This window comes from Thermoanaerobacter wiegelii Rt8.B1 (assembly GCF_000147695.2).
Lineage (GTDB): Bacteria > Bacillota > Thermoanaerobacteria > Thermoanaerobacterales > Thermoanaerobacteraceae > Thermoanaerobacter > Thermoanaerobacter ethanolicus.
Map to the genome: position 1 here is coordinate 2,290,080 of NC_015958.1, position 13,237 is coordinate 2,303,316.

16 protein-coding genes are annotated in these 13,237 nt (G+C 38.4%); all 16 read right to left on the reverse strand.

Going from position 1 to position 13,237, the window contains the following annotated elements; translation table 11 throughout:
* Nucleotides 1-9: 9 nt before the first annotated feature.
* Nucleotides 10-219 carry a 50S ribosomal protein L29 gene (gene rpmC, locus THEWI_RS11235; RefSeq protein WP_003870259.1) on the reverse strand — a complete coding sequence of 70 codons (210 nt, stop codon included), beginning with the start codon at nt 217-219 and terminating at the stop codon, nt 10-12.
* Nucleotides 209-643 carry a 50S ribosomal protein L16 gene (rplP, locus tag THEWI_RS11240; RefSeq protein WP_003870260.1) on the reverse strand — a complete coding sequence of 145 codons (435 nt, stop codon included), beginning with the start codon at nt 641-643 and terminating at the stop codon, nt 209-211. Before rplP ends, rpmC begins: the two co-directional genes overlap by 11 nt.
* Before the next feature lie 3 nt (nt 644-646).
* Nucleotides 647-1,312, reverse strand: coding sequence for a 30S ribosomal protein S3 (gene rpsC / locus THEWI_RS11245; protein WP_014063490.1), 666 nt, complete (start codon nt 1,310-1,312; stop codon nt 647-649).
* Between the two features lie 13 nt (nt 1,313-1,325).
* Nucleotides 1,326-1,661 (reverse strand): 50S ribosomal protein L22, encoded by a 336-nt coding sequence (gene rplV / locus THEWI_RS11250; RefSeq protein WP_003868565.1) that lies wholly within the window; start codon nt 1,659-1,661, stop codon nt 1,326-1,328.
* Between the two features lie 17 nt (nt 1,662-1,678).
* Nucleotides 1,679-1,960, reverse strand: a complete 282-nt coding sequence (gene rpsS, locus THEWI_RS11255; RefSeq protein ID WP_003868564.1) for a 30S ribosomal protein S19 — start codon at nt 1,958-1,960, stop codon at nt 1,679-1,681.
* 22 nt (nt 1,961-1,982) lie between these two features.
* Complete coding sequence (gene rplB / locus THEWI_RS11260) at nt 1,983-2,810, reverse strand: 50S ribosomal protein L2 (protein ID WP_014063491.1); 828 nt, start codon at nt 2,808-2,810, stop codon at nt 1,983-1,985.
* Between the two features lie 24 nt (nt 2,811-2,834).
* Entirely contained in the window at nt 2,835-3,128 is a 294-nt protein-coding gene (gene rplW, locus THEWI_RS11265; protein ID WP_003870263.1) for a 50S ribosomal protein L23, read from the reverse strand.
* Nucleotides 3,128-3,748 (reverse strand): 50S ribosomal protein L4, encoded by a 621-nt coding sequence (gene rplD / locus THEWI_RS11270; protein WP_003868561.1) that lies wholly within the window; start codon nt 3,746-3,748, stop codon nt 3,128-3,130. Before rplD ends, rplW begins: the two co-directional genes overlap by 1 nt.
* A gap of 17 nt (nt 3,749-3,765) precedes the next feature.
* Nucleotides 3,766-4,398: a 50S ribosomal protein L3 gene (gene rplC, locus THEWI_RS11275; RefSeq protein ID WP_014063492.1), complete on the reverse strand. Its 633-nt coding sequence runs from the start codon at nt 4,396-4,398 to the stop codon at nt 3,766-3,768.
* Between the two features lie 83 nt (nt 4,399-4,481).
* Nucleotides 4,482-4,790, reverse strand: a complete 309-nt coding sequence (rpsJ, locus tag THEWI_RS11280) for a 30S ribosomal protein S10 (protein WP_003868559.1) — start codon at nt 4,788-4,790, stop codon at nt 4,482-4,484.
* Between the two features lie 190 nt (nt 4,791-4,980).
* Complete coding sequence (gene tuf / locus THEWI_RS11285; protein ID WP_003870265.1) at nt 4,981-6,183, reverse strand: elongation factor Tu; 1,203 nt, start codon at nt 6,181-6,183, stop codon at nt 4,981-4,983.
* Nucleotides 6,184-6,197: 14 nt separating this feature from the next.
* Nucleotides 6,198-8,267: an elongation factor G gene (gene fusA / locus THEWI_RS11290; protein ID WP_014063493.1), complete on the reverse strand. Its 2,070-nt coding sequence runs from the start codon at nt 8,265-8,267 to the stop codon at nt 6,198-6,200.
* A gap of 51 nt (nt 8,268-8,318) precedes the next feature.
* Complete coding sequence (rpsG, locus tag THEWI_RS11295; protein WP_003870267.1) at nt 8,319-8,789, reverse strand: 30S ribosomal protein S7; 471 nt, start codon at nt 8,787-8,789, stop codon at nt 8,319-8,321.
* A 79-nt stretch (nt 8,790-8,868) separates the two neighbouring features.
* Nucleotides 8,869-9,243: a 30S ribosomal protein S12 gene (gene rpsL, locus THEWI_RS11300; RefSeq protein ID WP_003868702.1), complete on the reverse strand. Its 375-nt coding sequence runs from the start codon at nt 9,241-9,243 to the stop codon at nt 8,869-8,871.
* A gap of 54 nt (nt 9,244-9,297) precedes the next feature.
* Nucleotides 9,298-9,552: a ribosomal L7Ae/L30e/S12e/Gadd45 family protein gene (locus THEWI_RS11305; protein WP_003870268.1), complete on the reverse strand. Its 255-nt coding sequence runs from the start codon at nt 9,550-9,552 to the stop codon at nt 9,298-9,300.
* A gap of 95 nt (nt 9,553-9,647) precedes the next feature.
* A complete protein-coding gene (rpoC, locus tag THEWI_RS11310; RefSeq protein ID WP_014063494.1) occupies nt 9,648-13,202 on the reverse strand; it encodes a DNA-directed RNA polymerase subunit beta' in 3,555 nt (1,184 codons plus the stop codon).
* Nucleotides 13,203-13,237: the final 35 nt, after the last annotated feature.

The window sequence follows — 13,237 nt, forward strand, 5'->3', positions numbered from 1 at the left end:
CCTCCTTCCTTATGCTTTATTTTGCCTAATACCCAATTCCCGCTCTCTCAAAATTGTCTTTATTCTCGCAATTGTTTTTCTTACATCTCTTATCCTCATAGGGTTATCTAATTGGCCGGTAGCAAGTTGAAATCTCAAATTAAAAAGCTCTGCTTTTAAGTCCGAAAGCTTTTGAAGCAATTCCTCATTGGTAAGTTCTCTTATTTCCTTAGCTTTCATTATCTTCACCACCCAATTCTTCACGTTTTAAAAACTTTGTCTTTATAGGCAGTTTATGCATTGCAAGCCTTAAAGCCTCTTTTGCAACTTCTTCTGATACTCCACCTATTTCAAAAAGAACTCTACCTGGCTTTACAACTGCTACCCAAAATTCTGGTGACCCCTTCCCTGAACCCATACGAGTTTCAGCAGGTTTTTTAGTAACCGGCTTATCAGGGAAAATTTTTATCCACACTTTTCCGCCTCTTTTTATAAACCTCGTCATTGCAACCCTTGCTGCCTCAATTTGGGTGGCTGTAATCCAACCAGGTTCCAGCGCTTGCAACCCATATTCTCCATAAGTCAGGGTATTACCACGAGTAGCATTTCCTTTTATTCTGCCCCGTTGTTGTTTTCTGTATTTCACTCTTTTTGGCATTAACATGTTTTACTTACCTCCTTCCGCGGTTACCTGCTTTTTAGGCTGTGGCAGTATCTCTCCTTTATTTATCCAAACTTTTACTCCTATTTTCCCATAAGTAGTATTTGCCTCTGCAAAGCCATAGTCAATATCCGCTCTTAAAGTTTGAAGCGGTACAACTCCTTCATGATACCTTTCAGTACGAGCAATTTCTGCACCAGCCAATCTACCCGAACAAGCAATTTTGATACCTTTAGCACCTAATTTCATCGCTCTTGCTATAGCTTGTTTCATAGCCCTTCTATAGGATATCCTTTTTTCAATTTGAGCTGCAATATTCTCAGCTACTAGTTGTGCACTAAGTTCAGGAGTTTTGACTTCCACAATATTAAGGATAACTGTCTTATTAGTCATTTTTTCCAATTCTTCTCTTAACTTGTCAATACCTGCTCCACCTTTGCCAATTACCATTCCTGGTTTTGCAGCATGAATATCTATTTTTATCCTATTGGACGCTCTCTCAATAACTATTTTAGGAATCCCAGCTGAATACAGTTTTTCTTTTATATAGTTTCTTATTTTAATATCTTCTATTAAGAGTTTTGAAAAATCTTTGTCATTCGCATACCATTTAGCTAGCCAATCTTGTGTAACTCCAACTCTAAGTCCATATGGATGTACCTTTTGGCCCACGCATATCCCTCCTTTATTCTTTTTCCTTCACGACTATCGTTATATGACTGGTTCTCTTCCTCATAATATCTGCTCTTCCCATCGCTCTTGGGAAAACTCTCTTCATTGTAGGGCCTTCATCTGCCACAGCCTTTGCTACATACAGATTATCTCTATTCATTCCATGGTTATTTTCAGCATTAGCAATGGCTGATTTAAGAACCTTGGCAACTATTCCTGAGGCTCTTTTTGGAGTAAACCTTAAAATAGTTAAGGCTTCATCCACATGCTTGCCACGAATCAGGTTAAGAACTAATCTTACCTTTCGAGGCGAAATTCTTACATATCTGGCTATTGCCCTTGCCTCCACGTTATCTCCTCCTTTGCCTATTTAACTTTGGAAGTTTTTTCAGTATCAGCATGTCCGTGGAAGGTTCGAGTAGGAGCAAATTCTCCTAACTTGTGCCCTACCATCGCTTCAGTTATATAAACAGGTACATGCTTTCTGCCGTCATGAACAGCTATTGTATGTCCAACCATTTCTGGCACAATTGTCGAGCTCCTTGACCATGTTTTGATTACTTTTTTCTCATTCTTTTTATTCATTTCAACAATCTTTTTAAGAAGTTTTGGATCAACATAGGGACCTTTTTTTACAGATCTGCTCAAGGCATTGACCTCCTTTCACCAACTATTTGCGTCTCTTAATGATAAATTTATCAGAAGCTTTACCTTTCTTACGTGTCTTATAACCCAATGCAGGCTTGCCCCATGGTGTAAGTGGCCCTGGATGTCCGATAGGTGCTTTACCTTCACCACCACCATGTGGATGGTCAACCGGATTCATCGCTGAACCTCTAACAGTTGGTCTTCTTCCAAGCCATCTTGACCTTCCTGCTTTACCTATCTTTACATTTTCATGGTCTAAATTTGATACTTGTCCAATGGTTGCACGACAGTCAGCCTTTATCAATCTAATTTCTCCTGAAGGCATTCTAACTTGAACATAATCCCCCTCTTTAGCCATAAGCTGTGCCGCTGTACCTGCCGCTCTCACTAATTGTCCACCTTTTCCTGGTATAAGCTCGATGTTATGGATTATTGTACCTACAGGAATATTCCTTAAAGGCAAAGCATTTCCTACCTTAATGTCCACATTTTCACCAGATTCTACTATATCTCCCACTTTTAGTCCATAAGGAGCAATGATATATCTTTTTTCCCCATCTAAATAATGTATAAGTGCAATATAAGCTGTTCTATTTGGATCGTACTCAATAGCAGCAACTTTTCCTGGTACTCCGTCCTTATCTCTCTTGAAATCTATAATCCTATATTTTCTCTTATGTCCGCCACCACGATGTCTGACAGTAATTCTCCCGTATACATTTCTTCCACCTGTTTTAGTTAAAGTAACAACTAAGGATTTCTCTGGCTTATCCTTAGTAACTTCCTCAAAAGTTAATACCGTCATTTGACGTCTGCCGGGAGATGTCGGCTTAAAAGATTTTATTCCCATTTCTTTCCCTCCTTAAACTTAAAATTATGCCTGCAACCCTTCAAAGAATTCGATACCTTTACTATCTGGAGTAAGCTTCACTATTGCTTTTTTGTAAGCTTCTGTCCTTCCTTCATATTTTCCCATTCTCTTTGGCTTTCCTTTGTAATTCATTGTATATACTTTTTCCACCTTGACCCCAAATATGTCTTCTACAGCTTTCTTTATTTGAATTTTATTTGCTCTTTTATCCACAATAAAAGTATATTTTCTCTCACTCATGAGGTTCATACTTTTTTCAGTTATTACTGGGCGTATTATAATGTCGCGTGCCTCCATTAGGCGTACACCTCCTCGACTATGCCCACGGCATCCTTTGTTATGATAAACTTGTCGTATTTTAAAATATCATAAGTATTCAAATAATTAGCATATAAAGTTTTAACACCTGGTATATTTCTTGCTGAAAGTTCTACGTTCTTTTCCCCTTCAGGTACCACTATTAACGCGCTATCAACATTAAAATTCTTAAGGAGTTCAACAACTTTTTTAGTCTTTGGCTGATCTAATTTGAATTCATCTAATACAATTATCTCGTTATCTCTAACTTTAGATGAAAGAGCAGATTTTAAAGCCAATCTTTTTACTTTTTTAGGTAACTTATAGCTGTAATCTCTTGGCTTTGGTCCAAAGACAATACCACCTTTAATCCATTGAGGAGCTCTTATACTTCCTTGACGTGCTCTTCCTGTTCCCTTTTGTCTCCAAGGCTTTCTTCCACCACCACGAACTTCGCCGCGGGTTTTGGTCGAATGGGTACCCTGCCTTTGATTCGCCAAATAATTTAGCACTGCTTCATGCATAACAGGAACATTTACTGGCACGCCAAAAACTGAATCCTTTAGTTCTATTTCTCCTACCTGTTCCCCTTTTACGTTGTAAACCGCTACCTTAGGCATCTTTCTTCCTCCTTTCATCACTTGCTCTTCACGGAATCTTTTATAATGAGCAAGGAACCTTTAGGTCCTGGCACTGATCCTTTTACTAACAATAAATTTAATTCAGGATCAACTTTTACAACTTCGAGGTTTTGTATAGTTACTCTTTCATGTCCCATATGCCCAGGCATAATTTTGCCTTTAAAAGTTCTTCCTGGGTCTGTGGTAGCACCCATCGAACCTACTCTTCTATGATATTTGGAACCGTGAGACATAGGTCCTCTATTAGCGCCATATCTCTTTACAACACCTGCAAAGCCTTTACCTTTTGAAATACCTGTTACATCTACTCTATCTCCTGGTTTAAAAATATCTACCTTTATTTCGCTACCTACTTCATATCCATTTATGTCATCTAACTTAAATTCTCTTAAATATCTCTTAAAAGGCACTCCTACTTTTTTAAAATGCCCTATTAAAGGTTTTGTAAGTCTTTTCTCTTTAACATCTCCAAAACCAACTTGAATAGCATTGTATCCATCAGTCTCCACTGTTTTTTTCTGTACGACAACACAAGGACCTGCTTCAATTACTGTGACAGGAATTACTTCTCCTTTTTCATTAAATATTTGTGTCATACCGTGCTTTTTACCTAAAATACCTTTTTTCATTCTTTTATCCACCTCCTGAAATCAGCGGACGCTTTTGCGTCTTAATTTCTTTTTTATTTTTTTGTTTCTTTCCTTATTACCTTTTACAGTTTTATTTCAATATCCACACCAGATGGTAAATCTAATCTCATAAGAGCATCTACTGTCTTAGGTGTTGGATTTAAAATATCAATTAATCTCTTATGAGTTCTTATCTCAAACTGTTCTCTTGAATCTTTATATTTGTGAGGAGCTCTTAAAATAGTTATAATATCTTTTTCTGTTGGCAATGGAATAGGTCCAGAAACCTCTGCACCTGTCCTCTTTGCAGTCTCCACTATCTTTTGAGCCGATTGATCTAAAATAGCATGGTCAAAAGCCTTTAAACGTATGCGAATTTTTTGCTTGGGCATTTTACTTTCCCTCCTTCTATCAATCCTCAACACTTTTCTATATCCACATATCCAGGCGTTTTATTGTCAAAAAAAATCTTACCTGCGACACCAGCTTTAATATTTTATCTCAAGTTCTAAATCATTGCAAGACTTGACATATCAATATTTTTGTGCTAGTAGCAGCTGCTATTAGCACAAAAATATGATGCTATTCTATGATAGCTGACACGACGCCAGCACCTACTGTACGGCCGCCTTCTCTTATAGCAAACTTCAAACCTTCTTCCATCGCTATCGGTGTTATTAACTCTACTTTTATCGTTACGTGGTCCCCTGGCATTACCATCTCTACTCCATCCGGTAAGTTTATTACACCTGTCACGTCTGTCGTCCTAAAGTAAAATTGTGGCCTGTATCCATTGAAAAATGGTGTGTGCCTTCCTCCTTCTTCCTTCGTCAATACGTAAACTTGTGCCTCAAATTTCGTGTGCGGCTTTATCGTCCCTGGCTTCGCTAATACTTGCCCTCTCTCTACTTCGTCCCTCTGTACTCCTCTTAATAATACTCCTATGTTGTCTCCTGCTTGCGCCTCATCCAGTGTCTTCCTGAACATCTCTACCCCTGTTACTACTGTCTTCCTTGATTCCGTCGTCAATCCTATTATCTCTACTTCGTCTCCTACCTTTACCTTCCCTCTCTCTACTCTCCCTGTCGCAACAGTTCCTCTTCCTGTTATCGTAAATACGTCCTCTACTGGCATTAAGAATGGCTTGTCTATGTCTCTCTCCGGTGTCGGTATATATTCGTCTACTACATCCATTAACTGCCATATCTTCCCGCACCATTCGCACTCTCTCTTGCCACATCCACACTCTAATGCCTTAAGTGCTGACCCTACTACTATCGGTGTGTCATCCCCCGGAAACTCATATTCATTCAATAATTCCCTTACTTCCATCTCTACTAATTCTATTAATTCTGGATCGTCTACCATGTCTGCCTTGTTTAAAAATACTACTATATATGGCACTCCTACCTGCCTCGCCAATAATATGTGTTCCCTCGTCTGTGGCATCGGTCCGTCTGCTGCTGATACTACTAATATCGCCCCGTCCATCTGTGCTGCCCCTGTTATCATGTTCTTTACATAGTCAGCATGACCTGGACAGTCTACGTGCGCATAGTGCCTCTTCTCTGTCTCATATTCTACGTGAGTCGTGTTTATCGTTATTCCCCTTGCTCTCTCCTCCGGCGCCTTGTCTATCTCGTCATATCCCTTCGCCTCTGCCATTCCTGCCTTCGATAATACCATCGTTATCGCTGCTGTCAACGTCGTCTTACCATGGTCTACGTGACCTATCGTCCCTACGTTTACGTGGGGCTTCTTCCTCTCAAATTTTTGCTTCGCCATCCTCTTTTCCTCCTTTACTTCTTTTCTAATATTTGATCAGCAATATTTTTAGGAACTTCCTCATAATGATGGAACTGCATAGTGTAAGTTCCTCTTCCTTGAGTTTTTGACCTTAAATCAGTGGCATATCCAAACATTTCAGCAAGTGGCACAAATGCTCTTATAACTTGGGCTCCAGCTCTTGCTTCCATTCCTTCAACTCTTCCACGTCGTGCATTTATATCTCCTATTATATCTCCCATGTATTCTTCTGGAACCACAACTTCCACTTTCATAATAGGTTCCAAAAGAACAGGATTTGCCTTTTTCATACCTTCCTTAAATGCTATAGAACCAGCTATTTTAAATGCCATATCTGAGGAGTCAACTTCATGGTAAGAACCATCTACCAATGCCACTTTTACATCGATAACAGGATATCCTCCAAGAACACCGTTTTGCATAGCTTCTTGAACACCTGCGTCAACTGCAGGAATATATTCTTTTGGAATAACTCCTCCTACAATGCGGTTTTCAAATGTATAGCCTTCTCCTCTTGGAGCAGGTTCCATCTCCAGCCAAACATGACCATACTGACCACGTCCACCAGACTGCCTGATAAATTTACCTTCAATTTTAACAGGTTTAGTGATAGTCTCTTTGTAAGCAACTTGAGGCTTACCTACATTGCAATCAACATTAAACTCTCTTCTTAGCCTATCAACAATTATCTCTAAGTGCAATTCTCCCATACCAGCTATTATTGTCTGTCCTGTCTCTTGGTCAGTATATGTCTTAAAAGTAGGGTCTTCTTCAGCTAGTTTCAATAAAGCCATAGTCATTTTTTCTTGAGCAGCTTTAGTCTTAGGCTCTATAGCAACAGAAATAACTGGTTCTGGAAAATCCATTGATTCTAAAAGTATTGGATGATTCTCATCACAGAGCGTATCTCCTGTTGTAGTATCTTTTAGTCCAACGGCTGCAACTATATCACCTGTGTATACAGCATCAATTTCTTCTCTGTGATTTGCATGCATTCGAAGGATTCTTCCTACTCTTTCTTTTTTACCTTTTGTAGAATTCAACACATATGACCCCGCATTTAAAGTCCCTGAATATACTCTAAAAAAAGCAAGTTTACCTACATAAGGGTCCGCCATAATTTTAAATGCCAACGCTGAGAAAGGCTCTGAATCATCAGCTTTTCTCTCTATCTCTTCTCCTGTGCCTAATGCCATACCTTTTACCGGTGGCAAATCAAGTGGAGAAGGAAGATATCTCACTATCGCATCCAACATAGGCTGAATCCCTTTATTTTTATATGAAGAACCACAGACAACTGGTACTAATTCACCATTTATAGTTCCTTTTCTTAAGGCTTTGTGGATCTCCTCTTCAGTTATTTCTTCACCTTCTAAATACTTTTCTAAAATAGTTTCATCTTGCTCAGAAACTGCCTCTAATAGTTTTTCTCTATACTCCTCAGCTAAATCTTTTAAATCATCAGGTATTTCAGTCTCATCCATTACAGTACCTAAATCATCTTCATATATTATGGCTTCCATTTTAATTAAATCCACAATGCCTCTGAAAGTATCTTCTTTTCCAATAGGAATTTGTATAGCTACAGGATTAGCTCCCAATCTTTCCTTTATCATTTTTATTACATTGAAAAAGTCAGCACCTATTATATCCATTTTATTTACATAAGCAATTCTCGGAACATGATATTTGTCAGCCTGTCTCCATACAGTTTCAGATTGAGGTTCAACACCCTCTTTTGCAGAAAAAACCGCAACAGCTCCGTCTAATATTCTTAGAGACCTTTCAACTTCTACAGTAAAGTCCACGTGTCCCGGCGTATCAATAATGTTTATTTTATGCCCTTTCCAATAACAAGTAGTAGCCGCAGAAGTTATAGTTATACCTCTTTCCTGCTCTTGTACCATCCAGTCCATTGTAGCAGTACCTTCGTGGACTTCTCCTAACTTATGAACTTTTCCTGTGTAAAAAAGTATTCGCTCGGTAGTAGTGGTTTTTCCTGCATCTATATGCGCCATAATACCAATGTTCCTAACTTTATCTAAGCTGTAGTCTCTTGGCATCTTCCATCCTCCTTTCTTGTCCCTTAGTTCACTACCCCCTATAAACTACTTTTACCATCTATAGTGAGCAAATGCCTTGTTAGCTTCCGCCATCTTATGAGTATCTTCTTTCTTCTTAACACTTCCACCAGTATTATTTGCAGCATCCATTATTTCTGCTGCTAATTTTTCCATCATAGATTTGCCACTTCTTTGCCTTGCATACTCTACAAGCCATCTTATTCCAAGAGATAGCCTTCTTTCAGGCCTTACTTCCACAGGAACTTGGTAAGTGGCACCACCTACTCTTCGAGGCCTTACCTCAAGAACAGGCATGACATTATTTAAAGCTTCTTCAAAAACTTCAAGAGGATCTCTTCCTGTCTTTTCTCTTATTATGTCAAAAGCTCCATAACAAATTTTTTGAGCTAAGCTCTTTTTACCATCCCACATTACTTTATTAATTAGTTTTGAAACTTTTTTACTATTATATACAGGATCAGGAAGGACCTCTCTTCTTTCTACATGACCTTTTCTTGGCATCCTTTTCCCTCCTTTTGTGTAAAAACTTTACACTAATTAACTCTACTAGATACATTTATAGCTCCATTTCATCTTTTTTTTACTTTTTAGGCTTTTTAGCGCCATACCTTGAACGAGCTTGCTTTCTATTGGCAACACCCGCAGCATCAAGGGCTCCTCTGATAATCTTGTACCTTACACCTGGGAGGTCTTTAACCCTTCCACCTCTTACTAAAACTACAGAGTGTTCCTGCAAATTGTGACCTATACCAGGGATGTACGCTGTAACCTCTGTACCATTTGTTAGCCTTACCCTTGCTATTTTTCTCAATGCTGAATTTGGCTTCTTAGGAGTTGTAGTCTTTACTACAACACAAACTCCTCTCTTTTGAGGATTACCCTCTAAAGCTGGAGCAGCAGATTTATATTTTACTGGCTTTCTTCCTTGTCTTACTAACTGATTTATTGTTGGCATTTTTGCACCTCCTTCCAAATAAATCAAGAAATAATTACCCCCTCAAAGGGGTAATTATTTCTTTTCACCTATAATATCCGCTGCAGCGGCAGCATTTACATCAATACCACACATTACCCCAAGTTCTTTCATAGTATCGACGTACACTATTCTAATTGATTTTTCTTCACATAGTTCTTTTATTTTTTTAGTAACATGTTCTTCCGCATCTTTTGCAATGTAGACCTGAAGTACATTGCAATTCATTATTGCTTTTAGAGTCTGCTTCGCTCCAACCACCCGCTTAGAAGGGCAATCTTGTCCCGCCATTCGCCTTCCTCCCATCAGGACAGCGGTTTTTAACACACTTAATAATTTTATCATTAAGCAGTTTAGCTGTCAACAGTAGAATTTCGTTTCAATCTTTAGTTGCTTGCCTTTACTTCTGTTTCTTCTTTTTCTTTATCTTGTCTTTCCTGTTGGTCATTCACTTTTTTTACAACAGAAATATTTCTATAGCGTGACAAACCTGTTCCAGCAGGAATTAGTTTACCTATTATCACATTTTCTTTTAATCCTAAGAGCGGGTCTACTTTACCTTTTATAGCCGCATCTGTAAGCACTCTTGTCGTCTCTTGGAAAGAAGCAGCTGATAAGAAAGAATCTGTTGCCAGAGCCGCCTTTGTAATTCCCAAAAGAGCTCTTCTTCCAGTAGCGGGTCTTAATCCTTTTTCAATTGCTTTTTTGTTTTCATCTTCGAATTTAAACATATCTATAAGCTCTCCAGGAAGCATTGAAGTATCTCCTGGGTCTTCTACTTTTACTTTTCTCATCATTTGTCTTATTATTACTTCAATATGCTTATCATTTATTTCAACACCCTGCAATCTATAAACCTTTTGAACCTCTTGTAGCAAGTAAGTCTGTACTGCAAATATTCCTTTTATCTTTAAAAGGTCATGAGGATTTACAGACCCTTCTGTCAACTCATCCCCAGCTTGTATTACCTGACCATCATGAACTTTAAGTCTTGAACCATAGGGAATGAGATAAGTCTTAGAAATATTGTTTTCTTCATCTGTTACAATGACTTCTCTTCTCTTCTTTGACTCATTGATTCTTACAACACCAGAGATTTCAGAAATTACAGCAAGTCCTTTTGGTTTTCTTGCCTCAAAAAGCTCTTCTACCCTTGGAAGACCTTGTGTAATATCTGCACCAGCTACACCGCCAGTATGGAATGTTCGCATTGTAAGCTGTGTACCTGGTTCGCCTATAGCTTGTGCAGCAATAATGCCCACTGCTTCGCCTATATTTACAAGTTCACCTGTTGCAAGGTCTCTACCATAACACATTCTACATACGCCGTGTCTTGACTTACATGTCAAAAGTGACCTTATCTTTAGCTTTGTAATACCTGCTTTTTCGATTTTTTCTGCTTCCTCTTCGTTTATCAACTCATTTCTTCTGACAATTATATTGCCTTCATTATCAACCACGTCTTCAGCCGCAACTCTTCCTATTATTCTGTCAGCTAATTTTTCAATTATTTCATTTCCTTCTCTTATTTCTTCTACATAAATTCCTTCATCGGTTCCACAATCATCTTCTCTGACTATGACATCTTGGCTCACATCAACTAATCTTCTCGTCAAATAACCAGAGTCTGCAGTTCTTAAAGCTGTATCCGCAAGACCTTTTCTTGCACCGTGAGTAGATATGAAGAATTCCAACACATTAAGACCCTCTCTAAAGTTAGACCTTATAGGAAGCTCAATAATTCTTCCTGAAGGGTCTGCCATAAGACCTCTCATACCTGCTAACTGCCTTATCTGGTTTTTACTTCCTCTTGCTCCTGAATGAGCCATCATAAATATAGGATTAAATTTGTCCAAGCTTGCCATCAAAGCTTCTGTAACTTTTTCTGTAGTCATGTTCCATGTCCTTATTACGCTCTCATATCTTTCTTCCTCGGATATGAGACCACGTCTGAATTGGCTTTCAATTTTACTTACCATTTCATCTGCTTCTTTTAGAAGCTTCTCTTTTTCTTTAGGTATTACCATGTCAGATACACTGACAGTAATAGCTGCTTTTGTAGAATATCTGAAACCTAACTCTTTGATTTTATCAAGAGTTTCTGCTGTCTTTGTTGGCCCGTGTAATCTGTATACTCTATCTAAAATTTTCCCCAATTTAGATTTATCTACTAAATCATTAATTTCTAAGTCAAAAGCAGTTTCAGGATTAGTTCTATCTACATAACCTAAATCCTGTGGAATTGCTTCATTAAATATAATTTTTCCAACTGTTGTCTCAATTATTTTTGATTTTTTGACTCCATCAATTTCTTTTGTCATCTTCACTTTTATCTTAGCATGGATGTGAATGTATCCCAGTTGATATGCCATAATAGCTTCTTCAGGGCTGGAGAAATATTTGCCCTCACCTGGAACTCCCTCTTCATCTGCTGTTAAGTAATAACAACCTAATACCATATCTTGAGTAGGAGTCATAACAGGCTTTCCATCTTGGGGCTTGAGTATGTTATTAGCAGCCAGCATTAAAAATCTCGCTTCAGCTTGTGCTTCCATTGAAAGAGGTACGTGGACAGCCATCTGGTCACCATCAAAGTCTGCATTGTAAGCCGTACACACAAGAGGATGAAGCTTTATAGCTCTTCCTTCAACTAACACCGGTTCAAAAGCTTGAATACCCAATCTATGAAGTGTAGGTGCTCTGTTTAGTAACACAGGATGTTCTTTAATAACTTCCTCTAATACATCCCATACCTCAGGCTTTACCTTTTCAACCATTCTCTTAGCACTTTTTATATGCTGCGCCAAACCCTCATCTACTAATTTCTTCATTACAAAAGGCTTAAAAAGCTCTAATGCCATTTCTTTTGGCAAACCACATTGATAAACTTTAAGCTCCGGCCCCACTACTATAACGGAACGACCTGAATAATCTACCCTTTTACCTAAAAGATTTTGTCTGAATCTTCCTTGCTTACCTTTTAGCATATCAGAAAGGGATTTTAAAGGTCGGTTGCCTGGGCCTGTAACAGGTCTACCTCTTCTGCCATTGTCTATCAAAGCATCTACTGCTTCTTGTAGCATTCTTTTTTCATTTCTTACTATAATATCTGGAGCCCCTAAGTCTAAAAGCTTTTTCAATCTGTTATTTCTATTGATTACTCTCCTATACAAATCATTAAGGTCTGAAGTTGCAAAGCGCCCACCATCCAACTGCACCATAGGTCTTAAATCAGGCGGAATTACAGGTATAACATCTAAAATCATCCATTCAGGGCGATTGCCGGAATCTATAAAAGCTTGCACTACTTCTAACCTTCTAATTGCTCTTACCCTTTTTTGGCCAGTAGATTCACGTATTTCAGCTCTCAATTCTTTGCTCAATTTTTCTAAATCTATTTCTTGTAACAATTCTTTTATAGCTTCGGCTCCCATCCCTGCTCTAAATCTGTTGCCATATTTATCAAGGTAATCCCTATATTCTTTTTCTGATAATAATTGCTTTTTAGTAAGAGGAGTATCGCCGGGGTCAATAACCACATATGATACAAAGTACAGCACTTTTTCCAATGCTCTTGGAGACATATCAAGAAGAAGCCCCATTCGACTTGGAATCCCCTTTACATACCATATATGTGCAACAGGGGCAGCAAGTTCAATGTGCCCCATTCTTTCCCTTCTAACTTTGGACCTTGTAACTTCAACTCCACATCTATCACAAACTACACCTTTGTATCTCACTCTCTTGTATTTACCGCAATGGCATTCCCAGTCTTTTGTAGGTCCAAAAATTCTTTCACAAAAAAGGCCATCCCTTTCTGGTTTTAACGTTCTATAATTGATAGTTTCAGGCTTTTTCACCTCACCTCTTGACCATTCTCTTATTTTTTCAGGTGATGCTAACCCAATTTTAATAGCCTCAAAATTTCTTAACTGAAACAAGGAGTGTCGCTCCTTTCTTCAAAAAATTTTGGTTT